This window comes from uncultured Algibacter sp., assembly GCF_947495675.1.
GTDB lineage: Bacteria > Bacteroidota > Bacteroidia > Flavobacteriales > Flavobacteriaceae > Algibacter_B.
Genome location: NZ_CANLZX010000007.1, coordinates 1 through 22,053 on the forward strand (window position 1 = coordinate 1; position 22,053 = coordinate 22,053).

Annotated in this window: 12 protein-coding genes; 2 read left to right on the forward strand and 10 right to left on the reverse strand. The window is 33.6% G+C overall.

The features are described from left to right. Positions 1 to 82 precede the first annotated feature (82 nt). Together Q0842_RS06585 and Q0842_RS06590 are read left to right on the forward strand one after the other, a co-directional pair. Positions 83 to 823, forward strand: a complete 741-nt coding sequence (locus Q0842_RS06585; protein ID WP_298495796.1) for a transcriptional regulator — start codon at positions 83 to 85, stop codon at positions 821 to 823. A gap of 110 nt (positions 824 to 933) precedes the next feature. After that, positions 934 to 1,980: a GntR family transcriptional regulator gene (locus tag Q0842_RS06590; RefSeq protein ID WP_298495799.1), complete on the forward strand. Its 1,047-nt coding sequence runs from the start codon at positions 934 to 936 to the stop codon at positions 1,978 to 1,980. Positions 1,981 to 2,109: 129 nt separating this feature from the next. On the opposite strand, the gene Q0842_RS06595 is transcribed toward Q0842_RS06590, so the two are convergent. From Q0842_RS06595 to Q0842_RS06640, 10 genes are all read right to left on the reverse strand, one after another. Next, a complete protein-coding gene (locus Q0842_RS06595) occupies positions 2,110 to 4,593 on the reverse strand; it encodes a heparinase II/III family protein (protein WP_298495802.1) in 2,484 nt (827 codons plus the stop codon). 67 nt (positions 4,594 to 4,660) lie between these two features. Beyond that, positions 4,661 to 6,067, reverse strand: coding sequence for a sulfatase-like hydrolase/transferase (locus tag Q0842_RS06600; RefSeq protein WP_298495805.1), 1,407 nt, complete (start codon positions 6,065 to 6,067; stop codon positions 4,661 to 4,663). Between the two features lie 91 nt (positions 6,068 to 6,158). Continuing rightward, a complete protein-coding gene (locus Q0842_RS06605; protein ID WP_298495807.1) occupies positions 6,159 to 7,565 on the reverse strand; it encodes a sulfatase in 1,407 nt (468 codons plus the stop codon). 14 nt (positions 7,566 to 7,579) lie between these two features. Beyond that, entirely contained in the window at positions 7,580 to 9,064 is a 1,485-nt protein-coding gene (locus Q0842_RS06610) for a sulfatase (RefSeq protein ID WP_298495811.1), read from the reverse strand. Positions 9,065 to 9,105: 41 nt separating this feature from the next. Then, positions 9,106 to 10,629 (reverse strand): sulfatase, encoded by a 1,524-nt coding sequence (locus Q0842_RS06615; RefSeq protein WP_298495814.1) that lies wholly within the window; start codon positions 10,627 to 10,629, stop codon positions 9,106 to 9,108. A 12-nt stretch (positions 10,630 to 10,641) separates the two neighbouring features. After that, positions 10,642 to 11,979, reverse strand: coding sequence for a sulfatase-like hydrolase/transferase (locus Q0842_RS06620; protein ID WP_298495816.1), 1,338 nt, complete (start codon positions 11,977 to 11,979; stop codon positions 10,642 to 10,644). 23 nt (positions 11,980 to 12,002) lie between these two features. Then, positions 12,003 to 14,849 (reverse strand): glycoside hydrolase family 2 TIM barrel-domain containing protein, encoded by a 2,847-nt coding sequence (locus Q0842_RS06625; RefSeq protein WP_298495818.1) that lies wholly within the window; start codon positions 14,847 to 14,849, stop codon positions 12,003 to 12,005. 134 nt (positions 14,850 to 14,983) lie between these two features. Next, positions 14,984 to 16,405: a BNR-4 repeat-containing protein gene (locus Q0842_RS06630; RefSeq protein ID WP_298495820.1), complete on the reverse strand. Its 1,422-nt coding sequence runs from the start codon at positions 16,403 to 16,405 to the stop codon at positions 14,984 to 14,986. Position 16,406: 1 nt separating this feature from the next. Continuing rightward, entirely contained in the window at positions 16,407 to 19,895 is a 3,489-nt protein-coding gene (locus tag Q0842_RS06635) for a glycosyl hydrolase (protein WP_298495823.1), read from the reverse strand. A 6-nt stretch (positions 19,896 to 19,901) separates the two neighbouring features. Then, entirely contained in the window at positions 19,902 to 22,016 is a 2,115-nt protein-coding gene (locus tag Q0842_RS06640) for a polysaccharide lyase 8 family protein (protein WP_298495826.1), read from the reverse strand. Between the last annotated feature and the right edge of the window lie 37 nt (positions 22,017 to 22,053).

The window sequence follows — 22,053 nt, forward strand, 5'->3', positions numbered from 1 at the left end:
TAAGGGTTTTTATATTTCTCGAACTAAGATTATAAACAAATTAAATATTTTATTCCTAATCAATAAATTAAGCTGTTACAAAATGGAAATTTATAATTCCTTTTTAAACAGTATTGGTGCTAACACGAATGTAGATTTACATATATATCATTGTGATGAATCTTTGTTTTTAAATTTATTAAACAAGCATAAAAAAGCTTATGATTACTATGTTATTATGCCACATTTTAAAACTGATGACCTACAGCATACTAGTACAACAGTTGCTGTATCTCAAGCAATAAATAAAATACCTAAAGAGAAACTAGTAATACTTGATAATAAAAAAATACCAACCGAAGATAACGTAATCACAGTTTATGAAGATTATGAAAAAGATATATTTAATGCCCTAAAAAATGGTATTGAAAAGATTTCAAAATACAAAAAAATAATTCTTATTTATCCTAAAAAATCTATTTATCCATATCCTAAACGTATTATGCGTGGTTTCATGAAATTTTGTGTTGAACATAATTTAGATTTTGATATTTTGGAACAAGTTTATGATGATATGGTTCTTTTAAAAGGTGATTTATTTATTACTATTGAAGAAGATGATTTAGTTAATTTAATAGAGCAAATAAGAGATAAAGAATTTGTTTTAGGAGAAGATATTGGTGTTATTTCATATAATGATACGCCTTTAAAAGAGCTTCTTGATATTACCGTTATATCAACAGATTTTCAAAAAATGGGAGAAATGACATCTAGTATGATTTTAAACAATCAAAAAGGTGATTATAAAGTTCCTTTTAATTTTATTGACAGAAAATCTATATAGCTAATATCAAACTAACATTTGTTAAAAATTTATGCATAAAAGGGCTTTTAATTTAACAGCGTTTAAATAAAAAAAAGTCTATATTTAAATGATCAAATCAGAAGTAGTATATGGATCTAATTAAATACATAAAGATTGACGAAAATTCAAGGGTGCCAAAATACCAGCAAATCATTGATTGTATTATAGATAACATTTCATTAGGTAATTTAACAATGGACCAAAAGATCCCTTCAATTAACATGTTTAGTGAGGAGTTTTATCTATCAAGAGATACTGTTGAAAAAGCTTACAGTATTTTAAAAGATCGTAATATTATTACTTCAATTAGAGGCAAAGGCTTTTATATTTCAAGAACTAAATTAATATCTAAAGTCAATATTTTATTTTTAGTTAATAAACTTAGTTCATACAAATTAAGAACTTATAATCACTTTATTAATGCCATTGGCGCAAATTCTCATACCGATTTACACATATACCATTGTGATGAAAATTTGTTTTTAAACTTACTAGATAAAAACAAATCTGCTTACGACTATTTTGTTATCATGCCTCATTTTAAAACAGATGAATTAAAACATGTAAGCATAACGGATAATGTTATTAAAAGTTTAAAAAAAATACCAAAAGACAAACTTATAATTCTAGATAATATAAAACCAGAAATTAAACATGGGCTTGTAGAAATCTATCAGGATTTTGAAAATGACATTTATTTTGCTTTGAATGAAGGGTTACCAAAAATAAAAAAGTATAAAAAAATAATGTTAATCTACCCAGAAAAATCAATATATCCATATCCGAGAAGAATTTTACATGGATTTAGAAAGTTTTGTGTAGAACATAAATTAGATTTTGAAATTCTTGACAAAGTTTATGATGATATGATTTTGAAAAAAGGTGATTTATTTATCACTATTGAAGAATCTGATTTAGTAAGTTTAGTAAAACAAGTTAGAGAAGATGAATATCAATTGGGAAGTGAAATTGGAATTATTTCTTATAACGATACACCCCTTAAAGAATTATTAGGTATCACCGTGATGTCTACAGATTTTAAAGTTATGGGAGAAACGGCTGCTAACATGATTTTAAATAAGCAAAAAGGTAATGTAAAAGTACCTTTTAATTTTATTGTTAGGGATTCTCTTTAAATAATTTAAAACACCATAACTTTTAATCCATATTGCCTTGCTAAATAGTTGTTTGCTTCATTTTATATTTCAAAAAAAGGGTTGATGTTATTTAGTTTAAAATTAAATATCATAAAACTTTAAACCCTTTTACTTTTCAAATTCTTTATAAACAGACTTATTTAGATTCGTCTGTAAAATTTCATCTTTATAAATTAATTTATCACCTTCTCCAACATAAATGTTTTGTAGTAACTCATTTTCATTTAATGTAATTACAGCAAAAGTGCCTTTAAAATAAATATCTAATTCTTTATCTTGAAAAACGGAATCTTTCGATTGCGTAATAACGTATTGAATAAGTTTATTTGAAGGCGTAGTACTCTCAATTTTTAAACCTTTATATACACCTGCTTGCTCAATTTTTTCAACCGATGAAATTGTTGGCGTTTCTTTTTGGCTATACGCTTCATAAACCACCACAAAAGGCTTATCCCAAGCAGCACCTCTATTGCGAATTACCAATGTAGGCGTTGGTAATGTATCGTAAGGCTTTGGGGCTTCAAAAGTATGCGGCGCTTTTACTTGTGTGTATTCTCGGTTTTCAAATCCTGGAATGTGCAATTGCATATATATTGATCCGGCGTGCAATTGTTCAACATTAAAAGTTGCCTTAACAGCCTCGTTATAAGGCCTCGATGTTTTTACATACTTAAAAAAGTGCCATCCAGGATTTCTATAGGTTCCTCTATCCCATTTAGCATTAGCACTTTGGTTGTATTTTTCTGGTGTACTTTTAAAAGCCATATTATTATTTTCAAACGCCAAAGTATCCCCGATATTGTGATATAAATAATCATGAAACTGGTTTGGTAATTTAGATTTTGAACGAAAAACATCTACATAATATCCTGTGGTTGGTGAAGTTCTAATTAATGCAAGTGTACGTTCTTGCATAGCTTCTGCTTTCGAGCCACCATTATCTTCAAAAGTTGTTTGGCTAAACGAATGGTATTGAGAAATGCCCTTTGCTCCAACTTGAGGTTCCATGGAAACAACTTCAACAGTATTAATACCTAAATTACTCCAGCCACCTTCACCTTGCGAGCTGCCATTTACTATTACTGTGTTATGCGCCGCAAATATTCTTGAATAGTTTTCATGAATATCTTTGGCATATTTGCCTCTACCATTATCGACACCCAATACTTGACCTTCTCCATACAGCTCAATATTCATACCTTCTGCATGCCCATGTACCATGTGCGCTCCACCTACAAAACACATGAGTCCGTCTTCCGGCTTATTTGTACTGCTTGGGTTTCTTTGCATTACTATACCTGCATGATATACGCGATCTGTTCTAGGTAACTGGAAGTCATTAGAATTTCCTTCAACTTCAGAATTCAGCAAAAAAACAGACTCCATATCACTTCTTTTGTAATTACCGTTTTCAAAAACACGATTTAAAATAGGCCCCATTTTATCTATAATGTCTGTAGAACCATCCATTTTAGCTAAAGCATAGGCATGATCGATAGCCTCGTAAGGTGCTTTACCTTTTCGGTGGCCATCTCCCCACCTTACCAACTCGTTATTAGGATACACAAAATAGTCTAATCTGGGTAAAGCATGTAAGATATTAGGATATTCTTGAGATAGTTTTAAAGCTGGATTAAACCTATTTACCACTAGCATAAGTTTTGTTAAAATGGCTGTAGAATGGTTTAGATACTGCGATGTTTCTGGCCAAATATCGCCTTTTTCTTTATAGTTTTTAGCCATTACATTAAGCGCATCTTGGTTTTTGGTATTTTCAGTTAGAAAATAAGACAGCAATTTTTCTCGCTCCTTTTTATCGTCCATGGCAAGCGCGTTATACACCAAACTTGGTGCTTCTAACACAGAATGGTTGGAACCTGTATGCCCATAGTTTATAGTGATATCTGCGTAAGTTCTAAATACATTTTGAGCTTCATTAAAAGGAAAATCAACTTTATCACCCTTTATGATATCTAAAGATTTACCACCGTTTTGAATATATGGATATACAAAATCGTAAATTAAAGGTAGTTTATAGCCTATAACACGTACTTCTCTAAAACCATCATAAGGAAATAACCAACCACCTCTACTATACCAATTAGATAGTTCTGCCTTTTGCACAGATTTTATAAAACTATATAAAATGCTACTGGCTACGTAAGCGTATTTTTCGTCTTGAGTAACATAGTAAATCATGCTACAATCTAAGGCTACTTGCAGGTTTTTAATTAAAAGTTCGGCAGGCTTCCATTCTTCATCTGTAGCATTATCTAAATTTTTATGAACACCATTTTCTATATGGTCTGTTTTATAAAATGGTGGAAACTGATTCTTTTGAGCTTCATCCCAATTAAATGGTAATTGATTAACGTAACTTTCCGGATTTTTATAAAACAAATCGACTTCGTAATCTGTTTTTTTTAATAGCTTATTATAAATATCTTGAGCCCAAGGCTGGGTTTTTATTTTTTGAAGTATTTGTGGTCGTTCACTTGATTTTACTAATATAAAAGGACGTTTAGCGTCTTGAGCATATATTTTAAACCCTACTAATACGAAAAGAAATATTATACTGTATTTAACTTTCATTTTTCTGTTCAAGCTATTATTGCTTTTTAACTTTAATGCACTACTTAATACAAAACAGGTCTAGTTACTACTGACTAAACCATTCTGTGTTATATATGCTTTGCAATCTTTCAAAGTTGCTTTTCATTGCTGGGTCATTAGTAAAATGCTTAGTCTCAAAGGGATCTCGCTTTAAATCTAATAGTTGCTCTTCAATACCTTCTACATCATAACGCATGTATTTTAAACCATTTTTTTCAACAACCATTTTTCCTATTTCACTTTCTACTCCTAGTGTTTCTCGCCATGGTATTTGTTTACCTTCAAAAAGTGGCTTTAAGCTTTTTCCACGTGAATCGGCAACGCCGTTTATATTAGCATAATCGCATACTGTAGGAAGTAAATCTATACCATTTGAAACTAAACTTGTTGTATTAACTTGTCCTTCGGGAATATGACCTTTCCACATAGCCATAAATGGAATGTTTGCAGACTCTTCATACAATGTTGATTTGTGCTCCATTCTATGACTTGCGCTCATTTCACCATGATCGCTTGAAAACATTACAAGTGTATTTTCTTCTTGTCCACTTTTTTTTATAGCATCTAATAACACTTGTACTTCTTTATCTAATACTTCCACTAATCGATGGTAAGCATACCTGTGGTGTTTCCAATCGTTATCTGAAAAATGTTCTCTGGCATTTTTACGAAATGGCCTATTGTCAATTAAACTTTTAACCGCCTTAGGCTCATCAATTTGTGGTTCGTAGTTTTCTGGTAACGGCGGACAATAATTTTTGTAAAAATCTTCTTTACTTACACCTTCGGGGATTTCCATGGCATTATCTAAAGTTGCTAGTTCTACCTTTGCACGCTTAAGTAATATAGCGTCATTTTTACTAGTAGCTTTTTTACGAAGTGCGAGGTAACAAATATCATGCGGATTTATTAAAGAAACCACCATAAAATAAGGATTTTCATGCTTAGCTTTTATAATATCTGCAGCCTTATTTACTAACTCACCCCTTTCGTTATCGCTAAATTTATTAAACCCAAGTGCCTTTGGTGTTAATGACTCTGGTAGGTGTTCTTTACCTCCAAAATACAACTCGTAATTAGCTTTTTTTAGATAAGAAGCAATGGTTGTGTTCTTAACTTCTTGAGATACTTCTGGAATAGCCATAGAACCTCTATTCTCTCGAACTTCATGTCCCTTATCATCCTTAAAATAACCTGAAAAACGTCCTGTCATTAAACTAACTCGTGCTGGAGAACATACAGGATTAGTAGTGTAAGCCCTTGTAAAACGTATACCGTTATTGGCTATATAATCTATTGCTGGCGTTTTTAAATAGGTATTTCCAGCGCAACTCATCATATTAGCACTCATTTGGTCTACATATACATAAATGATATTGGGTTTAATTGCTTTAGTATCTCCTTTTTTTTCTTGATTTTGGCAACCAAATAGAGTTAATAAAAATAATGACATAAGTGCATAATTTAAATGCATTACAATCCTCTTAACTCCTTTTATTTTAAACGTTTTTTTCAAAATTTACTACTAATGTATTTAAGTGATTTTACTGGTAACTTGTTGCTTGTTCTTGTTTCTTTTTAAGAGCACTTCGCATGTTGTTAAGCACCTTAATATAACTATTGTCTGCAACAACATTTTTGTTCTCCTCAGGGTCTAACTTACGATTGTACAACATCTCTTCGCCGTTTTCATATAAAGAATACGTAAAATCTTCGGTTACTATAGCATCTGCCTTTTTAAAACGGGCATAAACGTTTTCTCTAAACGACTGCTTAGGGTTTTCGATTATAGATGCAAAACTCTTGCCCATGATATAATCGGGTGTATCTAAATTAGCTAAATCACAAAGTGTAGGGTAAATATCAACGCTCTCAATTAAAGCTTTAGTTTGCTGCCCTTTGGCTTTTCCTGGAACTTTTACAATTAGCGGTACTTGCAATGCATTGTGTAAGGTATTATGTTTACCCCAAAACTCGTGCTCTCCCAAATGCCAGCCGTGGTCTCCCCACAATACAACAACGGTATTTTCTGCTAAACCAAGGGTTTCAAGCTCGCTAAGCACCTCGCCCACCAACTGATCTACATAACTTACGCATGCATAATATCCATGACGCATCATTTTATGAAACTCTTCTGTTCCAGGTTCGTATTCTCCAAAATTATAGGTTTTAAACTCCCCACTTCCACGCAAAGAACTAGGTGCATTTTCAGGTAAATAACGATTATTGGCTATCGCTATAGAATCTCTATCATACAAATCCCAGTACTTTTTAGGGGCATAGAAGGGCATGTGAGGACGGAAAAATCCACAAGCCATAAAGAACGATTCTCCTGTTTCTTTAAAACGCCGTAAATCTTTAATAGTTTTTTGTGCTATTTTATAATCAGGATACACGCGCTCACTAACTTCTGGCGCTTCGTACACACGACCATTTCCCGATTTCATAATTACTTTTTTAGTCTCAGGGTCGTAACTTACAGCGTGTCCACCCTCTGGCATCCATGGGTTTTCACTCCAACTAGACTCCTGAGCATCTTTGTTATAGTGAAAAATCTTTCCGTTAGAAATACTGGTATAACCAGCATCTTTAAATATACTTGGTAGAGTTTTGGCATTTGGCACATCTTCCTGCGCTTTTGCTCTAAAATCTATAAAACGTGTTTTTGTAGGCAAAATACTTGTTAGTAAACTAGCTCTGGAAGCACCACAAACAGGTACATTACAGTAGGCCCGATTAAAAACAAGAGCTTCTTTTGCAAATTGATCTATGTTTGGCGATTTTACCTGTGGTGCACCATAGACGCCTAATTCGGTTCTTAAATCATCAATAGCAATAAACAAAACGTTCATTGGTTTTTGTGCTTGCGTTTCCGCTGTTTTATTTTTTTCATTTTTACATGACGTAAAAAGAAAAGTTAAACCTAATACAAATGTGAAGTACTTATTCATTATAATATTTGTTTTTACCAATGTTCAATAATTGTTACATCGTTTACTGTAAGTGTGTTTTTAATTGAATCTGGGATTTTTCGTCTGGGTGTATCTTGATCTAGTTTAAACCCTTTGTTTCCTTTTGGGGTAATGATAGGCATATTCCCGATAGTTTCATCTAAAATATCTTCTTGAGATTTCATCCAACTGAATAAATCTTGTTTTAATTTTGCTTTAACTGATTGCAATTCTGGGTTTTGAGCTAAATTGTTTTGCTCAAATGGGTCATTTTGCAAATCGTACAATTCTTCTAGAGGCTCATTTTTATGTGCGTTTGCTCCTCTTTTAATAAAGTAGTCTACATTAGCTTTTCCCGTTAAATTTTGACCAACAACCTCTATTGAATTAAAATTTCTGATGTATTTATACCGCTTATCGCGAATCATTCGAGAAGGAAACACTTCAGAATTTAAAATATTTTGATTGGTTCTAACACCATATACATACTTGTTTATTTCCACATCTTGACCTTGTAATAGCGGTAAAAAGCTATTGCCATCCATATTGCTAGGAGATTTCCCCTCTGCAATGGCCATAAAAGTTGGTAAAACATCGGTATAATGAATGAGTTGATTAGAAGTAGATCCTGGCTTAATTACCTTTGGCCAGCGTGCTACAAATGGTACTTTTAAACCTATATCTTTAACCGTAAATTTTCCTGAAACCCCATGATCTGCGCTGTAAATAAATAAGGTATTATCATCTAAATACGTATCAACTAAATCTAAAACCTTTTCTATTTGTGTGTTATCTTCTTCGATGCTTCTGTAGTAACCTGCCTTAGCTTTTACATAAGCTTTATCGTTTTTTTTGTGTTCATTGAAAGGATAAAACTTAATATCATCGGCATTTGGGTTTTCAACATCAAAATACTTCCCATGCGGGTATTTTGAGGTTATAAACATACAAAATGGCTTTTTGGATGTTTTAAAATATGCCTCAATACTATCTAAAGGAATATAATCTCTAGGCACATCCTTTTTAGGAACGGGTTCCCATTCTCTATCCCATTGGTAAACACCTTCTGGTTTTACATGGCTTTTACCTGCTAAAACAACTTGGTAACCCAAATTTTTCATTTGAGTAGTTACACTTTTTATGTCTGGTCTTGTGGCCGTATGATTTGCAAAACAACCATTCTTTAACGGGTATTTACCTGTAAAAAGTTGAGAGCGACTTGGAGCACAAATGGCTTGAGCCGTAAAAGCATTATTAAACAACATGCCTTCTTTTGCTAAACGGTCTACTGCCGCCGTATGTACCTTTTCGTTTCCGTAACACCCATAATCGTATACATCTTGATCGTCGGCTAGATAGAAAATTAAATTGGGTTTTTCGGTTTCGCTTAAATTGTGATGCTTCTGTACTAAGCCCTCTTTTTGTTGGTCTTTACAACCTATTAGTGATAAAAAAATTAAAGCTAAAAACATTTCAAATAATGATCTTTTTTCTAACATAATATTGATTTTAACCATCTTTATATTTTTTTCTGAATAAATTATCGTTCTGCCCCAATAACTTTTACAGGCTTAACATTTTTACCATTAACACGCTCCTTTTGTTCCACAAAATAGGGTTGAAATGTGTAATTTGACTCGGCGTCCCACTTCGCATTTGTTTTGGGTAACAAAGCTTTTAATTCTTGAATCTTATTTTTAAACCTTGGGTTATTAGCTTCGTTATGCCATTCATTAGGGTCGCTACTATGGTCATAAAATTCTTCATTTCCATCTTCGTAGCGAATATATCTATAGCCATCTGCTTTTATTGCATGGTTATTCATACCAAAGGTTGTTATAGCTCTTGCCGCTTCCAATCCTTCATCATTTTGCATCATGGCCACTAAACTATTCCCTTCATTTCTAGCATAAGCTGGCAATCCGCTTAATTCTAGTAGTGTTGGATAAATAGATAACATCTCGACCGGAGCTTCAATTTTCTTGCCTTTTGGTACATTAGGTCCCGCAAACATTAAAGGTGCTTTGGTTGCCGTTTCCCATAAGGCATGTTTTGCAAAGGTGCCTTTTTCGCCTAAACGGTACCCATGGTCTGACCATAATACAATAATAGTATTATCTGCATATTTACTATTCTCGAAAGCATCCAGCACCCGGCCTAATTCATAGTCTACATAACTCATACAGGCTAAATAGGCTTGTACTATCTTTTTCCATTCGCCACTTTCCTTTGCCCATTCTGTAGACGGCATCATAGGCAAATCATTTATTTGCAAGCCTACAGGTGGTATATCGTTTAAATCATCTACTAAATATGGTGGTGTTTCAATGCTTTCCAAAGGATGTAAATCAAACCATTTTTGCGGTACATAAAGCGGCACATGTACACGTAAAAATCCGAGTCCTAAAAAGAATGGCTTATCGTATTCTCTTTGCAACCGTTCTATAGTCCAATTTACAGATTGATGGTCTGGCATTAAAGTATCATGTTCTGGAAATGCACCCCAGTCTGTACTGGTTCTGCCGTGCGTTCCTTTAATACCTTCTCCAAAACCATCCCAAACAAAACGCTTTTCAGGATAGGGACCAAAACCTTTAACACGACCTCCAGATTCAATAAACGCACTATCTGGTGCATGGATATGGAACAGTTTACCTATACCCATGGTATGATAGCCGTTATCCTGAAAATATTCTGGTAAAAATGTAATGTCTTTGGTTGCTGGATTGCCTGGTCTTCGGATTTTGTTATCTGGAGTCATGCCATAAATTCCAGTTGTAGAAGGACGCAATCCCGACATTATAGATGCTCTAGATGGTCCACACAAAGGTGCTTGAACATGGGCGTTTGTAAACGTAACTCCCATAGCTGCTAACCTATCAAAATTAGGCGTTTTCGCATTAGAAAATCCATCAATAGACGATATCCAATTGTTTAAATCATCAACCGCAATGAATAAAACATTTGGCTTCGACACTTCATCTTTAACGACTTTCTTTTTTTCATTATTACATGAAAAGATGAATGTGAAAACTAGTACTAATAACAAAAATGTTTTTTTCATAATACGTACTTTTTATTCAGCTCTAAAACTAGCAATTTGTTGTTTTAATTTTTCAACTATTTCAGGATTGTTTTTTGCTATATTATTTTTTTCAAAAGGGTCTTTATCAATATTAAACAATTGAATATTTTCTTCAGCCTTTCTAACAGCATCTGGAACTATTACTTTATACGGCGGTGCAATAGCAATATTGTAAAACATGCTTGACTCTATTGTATCAAAATCGTGCGCATATATTTCTCCGAAAATAACTTCGCGATTGTTTAATTCCGTTTCATTTAAAACACTTATACCCGGTAAGTTTTTATGCTTATTAATATCTAATATATCTAAAACGGTTGGCACCATATCAATACTACTTACCACGGTTGTAGTATCTTTTTTAGGTTTTATTTGTCCTGCCCATTTATACATAATTGGTGTGCGCATACCCAAATCGTAAGGGGAGCGTTTTGATATTTTATCGTAACTAGAGTCGTTTAAGTTTTGTACCCAACCATTATCGCAGACATAAACAAATACTGTGTTATCACTTAACCCTCTTTCTTCAATGGCATCAAAAAGTTCACCACAGGTTTCATCAAACCATTCACACATGGCCCAATATTTAGCCACATGTTCTGTTGGCGCTTTTGGAAGATACTTATCTAGTAAACGTTGTGGCGGATTGTGCGGTGCATGTGGTAAAAATGGTGCATACCACAAAAAGAATGGTTTCTTCTGTTTTACAGCAACATCTATATAACTGTTTAACGTATCCATGCCTTTTCGTCCAATTTCTAATCCGTAATCACCATGACGACCGCCTCGGTTTGGATTGCCATGTGTCATCCCATAATCAAAACCACCATTTGTATGGTTTCCTATCCACCATTTGCCGGTTTGGAAGGATAAATACCCCTTATCTTTTAACATATCTGGAAGTGTATTTAAGCTTTTAAAATTCTCTATTACCGGCTCATAATTTTTAGCGCGCCATTCCTTTTTGTTTTCTCTTGTGTTACCAGGAAGCACTCTGTCATTCCCTAAAACGCCATGATTTTTTGGGTATACTCCTGTAATTATAGTTGCTAAAGAAGGCGAGCATAAGGATGTTGGCACATAGCCTCTGGTAAAGGTTAAACTCTCTGAAGCAAATTTATCTAAACGTGGTGTTTCAATTTGTTCATGCCCCATAAACCCATAGTCTGTCCAAGCTTGATCGTCGGAAAGTATGAAAACGATATTTGGTGGTGTTTGTACATCATCTGACACTTCATTTTTAATCGTCTCACTTTTAGTCTTATTACCGCAAGACAAAAGAGAACCTATCATAAAAAAAATAAGAAATAGTGGTTTAGTTGTTTTCATATTATGCGAATTAAATAATTATTTTATTCAATTGAAATTTTAAAGTTTTCACTATTTTTTTCAACATTATTCCAATTAATGAATAATGATACCGAGCCTTCTTGTGGTTCTTTTATAAACGTTGGTTGCGCATCTGGTCCAAACTCGGTAGGTTTTTTCCATTTGGAACCAATTGCTGAAATGGTATTAAAAAAATAAAACCCTGCTTTATCAGGATATTTCCATGATGCATATTTTGCGTTTTCACCATTTACAGGGTTCAGTACTCCTAAAATAACATCGCTATTATTTTGAAACCCTATTGGAACGTTATCTTCTAGATAAAACACAGCCCATTTCCAAGGTGCAAAATAGCCTTCGAACTCAGGTTGATTATAAACTTCTCCTGGTATGTTAATTAATTTATCCACTCCATACACATCATACAAACCGCCTTCCATTCGATTTTTCCAAATTCTTGCGGGCCCCTCACCTAGCCACCTTTTACTTTTTATTGCATCTGCGTTTACGCTCATACCTATTCCTGCATATTCGTATGTGCCCTCTTGTGGGGAAAATTTATAGTCTAGTTTTATTTCTCCCGATGGTTTTATAGTCCACCTTATAGCATCAAAACCATTACAATTGTTGCTTTCTACAACAAAATTTTCACTTTCTTTTTTTACTAAAGCCTTAACTTCAAGTTGATTTTTTTCTTCTACTTTCAACGAATCAGCCTGTTTTACATCAATAAAAGGAAAGTTTGTAATACTCGTTTGCTTTCCTTTTACTGCTACTTTTTTCAACACGGCGCTATGCGCATCAAATAATATAGTAGTTGTACCCAAATAAAAAAGGAACGGATTATTTTCATCCTGTTTTACTTTATTTCTTTCTGACGTTTGAAAGAAAATCGATTCTTTCTCTAGCATTAACCGCTTTTCATAAACCAATAGCCCTTTATTGTCTCTTACTTCAATAACCAATGCGTCGAATTTAGGTTTGTTTTGTGGTAAATCTATCCTTATCTGTCCTGTATGATTAGGAAAAATATTGGGTGTATTAACTTTACCTGAGACGATGGTTCTATATCCTGATGCCGATGTATTTGGTGTTTCAAAAGCAATGAGTTTCCATCGAAATTCACATTCATTTAAATTCACAAAATCGAACTTATTTTTAATGGTTAATTCGCCATTAAAATTTGAAGTAATTATACTTTCTTCTATATTAACTGGTGACCATATTTCTCTAACCGCATAAAAACTTCCGTCTTTTTCTGAATTTGGACCAACAATACCATCTGGTGCGTTATTACCTTGATGAAACGGTTTATTGTTCATATCTGTTCGCCTTAAACCTTCATCAAAAAGTGCCCAAATCATCAATCCGCCACCAACTTTTGATGTTTCGATGGCGTCCCAATAAGTTTTTAGGTTGGCACCGCCGCCGCCATCATATAGCGCATGCAAGGCTTCATTGGGTAAAACAATATGGTTTTCTTCAAATAAACGTTGCTTTAATAATTTGTAACCTGGATAAAAATTAGTTTTTACAATGTCAAAATCTGGAGCATACCCCTTATAAATATCACCTGTTTTGGTTTCATTTTTTAAAGGACGTCGTTTTTGGATATCCCATTTAAAAAAATCTTCATCAAACTTAGGATTATGTGCTAAGTGATTTCCATTACTCCATAGTACAACCGATGGATGATTTACATCTCTTACCACTAATTCTTTTACAATTTTGCTCCCAATTTCATCTGGAAGTGCATGCCTCCAACCAGGTAACTCATCCATTACCATTAAGCCCAAAGAATCACATAAATCTAAAAACTCTGCATCTGGTGGGTAGTGACAAATACGCACCGTATTAAAGTTCATGTCTTGCATGAGTTTTATATTATCAAGCATATCTTGTTTGGCTAATGTGCGCCCTGTTTCTGGTCTAAAACTATGCATGTTTGCTCCTTTTAATAAAACTCGCTTGCCATTTAAGTAAAAACCGTCGTGATCTCGAACTTCAAAGGTTCTAAAACCAAATTTTTGTCTATACGTATGTAATGTTTTCTTTTTTTGCTTTAAAGTAACCTCAACACTATATAAGTTTGGGTACTCATGAGACCATAATGCAATATCTTTTAAAGTGGCTTCCAAATGACCTTTATTTTTTAAAACTTTTCCTGAAAATGTTTTCCCTACTTTTTGATTATTGCTGTCGTAAATTAGTGCTGTTAATGATACATTTTCTTTAGAAGCATCTGTAAACACATCCATTTTAAAGTCACCATTCATTTGAGCATCAATAGCAACACGCTTTATATAATTTGTGGGTAACTCTTCAATATAAACAGGTCTAAAAATGCCTCCAAACAACCAATAATCGGCAATACGTTCGGCTTTAACAACTTGAGGATGTATGGCTGGTTTTAACACATCCACCTCCAAAAGGTTGTCTCCCGTTTTTAAAAAATTTGTAATTTCATATTTAAACTCTGTAAAACCACCAATGTGAGTCTCTCCAACTTGTTTACCATTTAAGGTAACAGTAGTTTCTGTCATAGCGCCCTGAAACACTATAAAATAACGTTTATCTGATTTTAAATTGAATTTAAAATTATGACGATAAAACCCAATTTCAGGTTTTGTTTTATAATCCTTATGATCTTTACCATAGGTGTAATAGCCAAAGCCTTTGGTTTCCCAGTTTGATGGTACAGGAATGGTAGTCCAATAGCCACTATTGCGTCCTTGAGACATTTTAAATTCCCAGTCAACAGCAGTATCGGCGTAGGTACCGGATAAGTAGGTTTTTGTTTGTGCAATTAAACTACTAAAAAAGAAAAAATTGATTAGAATAAAATAACATGTATACTTACTAGTTTTCATTTTAAATCTTGTTTTTAGTGCTTCAAATTATAAACGTTAATTCTCATAAGTTCACAATAGACTAGATAGTTTTAATATGGCATTGGCACCCCATAGTTACTAGATTCTAAAATGCATTTACTTACTCCTTGTTTCTAATCCCTTAGAATTTTAGCTTCATCTATATCACGCTTAATAGGTCCATGATCCCCCAACAAATACATTGTTCTATAATCTGTTCCAGATATTTTTTCGCCTACAATAATTCTAGCATCTGGGTGTGGATTATCAATAAGAGAAGATATTACGAATGAAGACTTTTTTCTGCTTAAAAAAACAGTTCCTTTTTTAAAGGATGCTCCGCCATTAAAGCTATCCCATCTACTAATTTCTCCAAAACCCTCATTGGTTACACTTTCTAGATATATACTAACTTCTTTCGATGATTTTACTTCTAAATCACCATTACCTCTAGGAAGGTCTTTATTTTCGCTTTTTAACCACATTTTCCCATCCCATCTAAAATGTTGAATACGTTTTGGGCCACTTCTATTTTCTCCTATATCTGGACCTACCAATACGCAAACTTGTGGGTTTCCGTTTGGATCTACATCTGCTATACCTTGAAATGTCCAATCTTCAGCTATTTCCCTAACCAAGGTTTTCTCGTCGGCCATTTCTTTGGTTAAAGGCATTTCTAACCGTTCATTTTTAACATTTTTCCACACTCCAGTTTTGGTATTAAACACCATATAATACAAGTTATGTCGCTCTGGTATATGACCTCGAGCATCTTGAGCATTTTTACTATCTCTACAGATATGGTAATCGAACGCCACAATAATGTCATCTCCATTACCCTTGCTCACCCAAGGATACCAAGAATCTTCGGCTTCAATACTTTGCAAGCGCTTATGTTTTAAAAATGAAACAGGTGCCTCGAAAGTAATTCCATTGTCTGTAGATTTTTGATACACCCAGTCGCTTCTATGTGCACCATGTCTATAAAACAAATAGATATCACCGTTATCCATTTTTACAAACTGACTATAGGTTCCAAATACCGAAATATTATCTAGTGTTTGCCATGAAGAAATATCTAGCGGCTTCTTAGAAACCGCATGTAAGTTTTTACCATAATGATGATTTCCTAGCGGATTTTTACCATCTGCTGGAGCTCCTCCATGCCCACCATAAGCAATGTGAATATACCCTGCATCATCAATAAGAATTGCAGGCTTACCATGGTTATCAATTTTCTTCTTCCGGTTTGGGTCTTTACCCATCTCACTAATTCCTGCTTTAAATGGCCCTTGCCATTCTTTAGTTTTATTATTATATGAAGCAACATAAGGGTCTTCTAGCGGTCCTTGATACGCAACATAAGTGATGCCTTTGTGATACACACCCGATGGATGTTGCACAATGGCTACCGCATTTCCAAAACCGTTGTCGGCAAAATAATCTACCATTTGATTTTCCTCTGTAGTTGCTTTGGCTTCTTTAGTTTTTGATGCACATCCTAAAAAGCAAAAAGAAATGAATAGTATTTTGAAACAAAGTTTATTTAGTATCATCTTAAAGCTTTACTTTTTTATAAAATTGAATATTTACAGGCCCTAAAAGACCAGACATTTTTAATTCATCATCTTTACTCCAATGTTTCCAAGAAGAGAATGTTTGCCTTTTGGAATCTCGAGATTTTGGATTTGATAACCAACTAGGAAGCGCTTTGGTTTTATTACCTCTACGCTCGTAATCTAATGGCTCTTTTTCATCGCCAATTAAACGATTCACCCATAAATTCGTGATTTTTAGTGTTATTGTATTACGGCCTTTTTTCACATAATCACCAATAGCAACTCTAAAAGGCGCTTTCCATAGTGTGCTTACTTTTTTATCGTTTATAAAAACTTCGGCTACAATAGCTACACTTCCTAAATCCAATTCAAAAGCATTTTCTTTAGACAACTGTTTTTTAGATAGGATGAATTCTTTCTCATAAATTGCAGTTCCTGAAAAATGTTGAATGTCTTCTTCTTTTGCTTCTGACCACGATGTTAAGGCTTTGTATTTCTTTTTGATTGAAGAACCATTTTTTAAAGGAAATGTTACTTCCCAATTTTCAGATAGTTCTATTGGCTGTGGAACTGTTATTTTTATTTGATTTGATTTCCCTGATGCCTTTGTATAAGATAAACTTCCAGAAAAAGGGGTTTTCCAAATGTTATGACCATTAGCTTTATAAATTTCTGATGAAGGTACAGACCTATTTAAGTTTAAAAATTCGCCCTCTGGAATTATAGTCGTTCTTGAATTGCCATCGGTTTCAAATGTAATTTTTAAGAAATTAACAGCATTTTTTAAAGCTTTACCATTTACCAATTCATCTGAAATTTTGATATTCAAGTTTCCAGAAGCCACTTGTTTTTCGATGCTTTCGGTAACATTGAAAGCTTCAAAGTTTTTAGGCACACCTTTAGTTTCTGCTTTAAATTTACCAAAAACCGCAGAAATTATTTTAAGAGGTTTATTGCCTGCATCAATAGTAACAAACTCTCTTTCTTCGGCGTGAATATGTTCAATTTCATCACCAATTTGATATTCCATTCGAAACTCTTTTACATAACCCATTGCAGGATCGCAATCGCAAAAAGCTCTTGACATCTGAAAATTTAGTTTTCCATCATGTACTTGGGCTGCTACCTTATCAGTAATATCTACCAAGCCTTCTTGTAGAAAATTACCGTATTCTGCTTTTATTATTTTTAGGTTAGATAATGATGTTGGTGTTGGTTTTTCTAATTTCACATCAGCTTCAACAATATGATTTTTATCTACTGAATTTTCTTTAAACACTACAAAAACAGCTTGTTCACTATCTAAAGCAATAGGAATACTTATTGTTCCATCATCATTATTTTTCCAGACTGCTAATTTTTTAATGTCTCCTGTTTCAGCATTCCAAATTTCAGGTAATTTGTTAGCCACTTTAAAACGCCCTGTAAATGCTACTTTTTCCTTTTTTGCATTGGCAACAAAATAGATATCGGCGTCTTTTGTTCTTCTGTGTATAAAACCAACGTCTTCCTTATTGGCTTCAACAATAGAAAAATCTGGGGTTATATGCGCGTTACTTAAGAACTCATCAATGGAAATAGCTTTTATTAAACCTTTGTCCCAAAGTGCATGGGCAGTTGTTCTTATATAAACATCACTTTCTAGGTAATTGCTTAAACTTGGCGAACGCTTTGGCTTGTTACCAATAATTTTTGCACCGTTTTTAACTAGTGCATCTATTATTTTTAGTGTTTTAGGCGTTATCCAATCGCTTTCTGGTAAGGTTAGTACTTCGTAGGCTACTCCAAATTTTGTAACAATTTTACCGTTTTCTACGGATAATTCTGCTAGTTTATTAGCACCAATTAAATCATAGTCGTAACCAGATTTCTTTAATTCTGGTAATAAAAAAGCCGTGTTTGGAGATGAATCGCCAGTAAATACCAATACGTCTGCCACATTTGTACCTTGTTGTAATAAATATTGGGATTTGGCAATATAATCTAAATACGATTTGCTTTGTGTCCACCAGGTATTCAAACGGTTAAAATCGAAACCGTGATAACTTAGCGCCATTCCTGGGCCAATATCCCAAGGCTGATGCACATAAGTATGAAATATAAAACGGGTAATGCCCTCTGCCCATGCTTTATCTCCGATAGATTTTATGGTTGCTGGGTGTTTGTCCCAACCACCAATACCGGTAAAAGATTCTGCACCAACAATGCTACTTCCATTTAAATGGGCTATGGAAGAGACAAATTTTGACGAATCAAAAAACGGATAACCTCCACTCCAAAACTCGCACATTACAATATCGCCTTTGGCACCAACCTGCATATTATCAAAAGGTCCCCAATAAGGTTCTACAGAAAATTTCAGTTTGTTTTTATGGCACAATTTTGCAAAATGTCCATAGTAGTTCTCGGCGATTAAATCGCCAATGGTTCTTCTAAAATCCCATTGAAAACGTTCGGTTATTTCGCCACTTTCTACATAATAACCTGCTAAAGTTGGTAAATACGGTGTTAAATCGTAACCTCTTAATTTTTTAAATTGATGCTCAAAACCTGTAGTCCAATTTTGCGAACCTACCTCGTAACTGTCAATTAAACAATTATTTACAGTTTCGCCAACTAAATCTCCTAGCTTATTCAAAATGGGCTGTACGCCTTTAATCCAATAATCATCTAAAGCAGCTGTAGACATTTTATCTACTTCCAAACCGTGACCACCATCAACAGCTGGTCTGTTTTTTGAACCATTCGGTGTATGCCCAATTCGTAAAATAACCCATTCACCTTTTGGAATGTTCCAATCTAAAACACCATTTTCAGAAAACTTAGACGTAATATCTATAATACTTTCTTTCTTTACTATGGCTGCTTTAGGAATTTCTTTGGTATCTGGCAATAAATGATTTCTGATTCTATCTGATAATATTTTATAATCTAATCCATCAATTTTTATAGCTTTTTCAGGTTTTGGAAATGCTAATACAGCAATGTCGTTATAGTAACTGAATTTAGTTTCTGGCTTTGAAAGTTCTCCTTTAAATTCTTGTTCTCCATTAACAATAATCTCGCTAAAAACTACGGTTTGCATTGCGTTTTCTTCTGTAACCCACGGTCCTCCACTAGAAGACCAACCCGCACTATTATGAAATGCTAATTCTAAATCCAACCGTTTTGCTTCTGAAGCTGCAAAATGAAATAAATCTAACCATGCCTCACTTAAATAGGTTATTCCGCCTTTTGGAAAACCCAAGTGCACATTAAACAACTGGGCTTCTTGAATGCCCACTTGTTTCATGGCTTCCAAATCTTTTGTAATTCCAGATTTGGAAACATTTCCGCTTATCCAATGCCACCAAGTTCTGGCTTTGGCTTGGTTTGGTGGATTTTGAAATCCAGATTCTAATTCATCAATTACAGTTGAGTTTTGACCTTGCAATGCCATGCTAAACATTGCTAGGAAGAAAACATAAAATAGATTTCTTTTTTTCATTACTTTTTATTCCTGTTTTTGTAATTCCAGTTGGACTGTTTTTCCTGCTTCATCACCTGTCGGTAATTGTAATGTTATCTGAGTTTTTCCGTTGACATATTGACTGCCATTTGCTTTATAATTACCAGAAATAGTTATGGTTATTTTAGTCAATTTGTGCGTTGGGTCACTTACTGATATTATGAGTTGATTTGCTTTTTCTTCTAACATCATCATGCAAGGTTGATTCACCGAAATACCTCCTTTTATTCTTGATGTTCCTTTTGAATAAAACACCATACCTACCAATGTTCCATCCATGGTTTCAACAGATTGTAGCGCTTCATTATTCTCGATTTTAAAAGGCTTATTTTTATTAAAATCCTTCAGTTTTGCTTCTGTAGCATTAGGCACCAAAATGTAATTGTATTTTTTATTTTTAGGTTGTTTACCATGAGTAAACCATAGTTTAAAAATATGTTCCGTTAGTATCACCGGACGATAACGTTTTGCAACTTTATTCCAACTGCCTTCTAAAATATTTGTTGATAGATTTACGGTTCCTCCATTTGGAAATAAGTAGCCTATGTTATCGTGAAGCAACCAATCGGGATTTATCTCTTTGCGTTTTCTTACATTAGTTTCTACTTCATCATTTTTTCCTATTACAACTCCTCCCTTTGCAAAGGCTTGATTTATGGCTGTCGTAACTGGATATTTGGTGTTTGATGAAATTCCACTTCCCAAACACACAATGGCATCATTAAACAAAAACCATGATTTTTTAGCCTTTAAACCATCACGATTATAGTCCATTGCAGTAATTCCATTTTCTCCATTACTAACACCTCCAACAAAAACACTATTGGTTTTAAAGTCACTAAATTTTATAATTGGTAAAGGTTTATTATCTTGAATAATCGTAGTTCCGGGTAATTTTTTCCAATCCCAAAACGGAAAGATATTTTCATATTCCTTTCCACTAGTAGATAGTAGCGACACACCATCGCCCAAGTAATAGCCTTGAATATTTTCTTGATTTACAGACTCAGTTCCAACAACTCTCTTTGAACTCATTTTAACAGAAAAGTAAAAATCTTTTGTTCTGTGCACTTGAAAATCAGATTTCCAAAAATGTTTGTTTCCAGATAGAATTTTTGAATCTAAAGCATCATCATAAGCTTTTGAATGTGCTTTATCCAAGACCTTCATTTTATGAATACATGCTTTTAAACGTGATGCTTTTTTAACTTGTTCGTTCTCAAAAAGCTGTCTGCCAGATGCGCTTATATCATAGCTATCCTTCCATAATATCCATTGCTGAGCTTTAAGGATAATGTTTCTTAAAAATTCTATTTTGTTGGCTTCAAAATGATATGGTGTGTTGTGAACAAATGAGTAACACTTTATCATATCTTCTAAATACGAAAGGCCGTAATTACCAAATTGCAATTGCGCGCCATGTTCGTGATACGACCAATCTGGTTTTACACCAACACCTTTTGCTATTTGTAATTCATTTTGAATGGCTTTACTTGCAATAGCCACAGAATCTGGTTTTCGCAATAACAATGAACGCAACATGACGTTGGTAGATAACCATACTTTATTCTGACCAGACATTTTTATTTTTGCACGATCAAGCAATACTTTAGCTTTTTTTAATTGGTCTTCACTTAACTCTGCTTCCATTAAAAAAAGTGTCGGCAATAATAGCTCTGGCACTCCAATATGTTGATCGTGCCAATTGGTGCTTAAAAAATCATTATCTAACCAATAGTTTAAACTTTTATGGATTTTTTTTGAAATGTTCTTATCTAGATAGTATTTTGAAGCTTTGTTTTTATAATTAATGGATAAGGTTTGAACATGTTGCAAATGATGTTTAACAGGCCATCCTCCTCTAATGTTATTTTTATAATCAATGGTAGACCAAGAGCCATCTTCTTTTAAATTTTTTAATAGTTGTTTTATATTATTGTCATCTGTTTTTTGATTTATATAATAGTTAAAAACGTTTTTATGTAATTGAACCAAATCAGACGAATATGAAACTGCTGCACTATTATTACTTAAATTACTACAACTAACCGCAGTAATTAAAAATAATAATAGACACAGATAAGTTTTATATAAATTCATCAATAAATTTTTATTTAAATCAATCCTTATTACAACT

Excerpts from the sequence above, each read along its gene's own strand:
- Q0842_RS06585 (WP_298495796.1), top strand. The coding sequence starts at position 83 with ATGGAAATTTATAATTCCTTTTTAAACAGTATTGGTGCTAACACGAAT.
- Q0842_RS06590 (WP_298495799.1), top strand. The coding sequence starts at position 934 with ATGGATCTAATTAAATACATAAAGATTGACGAAAATTCAAGGGTGCCA.
- Q0842_RS06595 (WP_298495802.1), bottom strand. The coding sequence starts at position 4,593 with ATGAAAGTTAAATACAGTATAATATTTCTTTTCGTATTAGTAGGGTTT.
- Q0842_RS06600 (WP_298495805.1), bottom strand. The coding sequence starts at position 6,067 with ATGTCATTATTTTTATTAACTCTATTTGGTTGCCAAAATCAAGAAAAA.
- Q0842_RS06605 (WP_298495807.1), bottom strand. The coding sequence starts at position 7,565 with ATGAATAAGTACTTCACATTTGTATTAGGTTTAACTTTTCTTTTTACG.
- Q0842_RS06610 (WP_298495811.1), bottom strand. The coding sequence starts at position 9,064 with ATGTTAGAAAAAAGATCATTATTTGAAATGTTTTTAGCTTTAATTTTT.
- Q0842_RS06615 (WP_298495814.1), bottom strand. The coding sequence starts at position 10,629 with ATGAAAAAAACATTTTTGTTATTAGTACTAGTTTTCACATTCATCTTT.
- Q0842_RS06620 (WP_298495816.1), bottom strand. The coding sequence starts at position 11,979 with ATGAAAACAACTAAACCACTATTTCTTATTTTTTTTATGATAGGTTCT.
- Q0842_RS06625 (WP_298495818.1), bottom strand. The coding sequence starts at position 14,849 with ATGAAAACTAGTAAGTATACATGTTATTTTATTCTAATCAATTTTTTC.
- Q0842_RS06630 (WP_298495820.1), bottom strand. The coding sequence starts at position 16,405 with ATGATACTAAATAAACTTTGTTTCAAAATACTATTCATTTCTTTTTGC.
- Q0842_RS06635 (WP_298495823.1), bottom strand. The coding sequence starts at position 19,895 with ATGAAAAAAAGAAATCTATTTTATGTTTTCTTCCTAGCAATGTTTAGC.
- Q0842_RS06640 (WP_298495826.1), bottom strand. The coding sequence starts at position 22,016 with ATGAATTTATATAAAACTTATCTGTGTCTATTATTATTTTTAATTACT.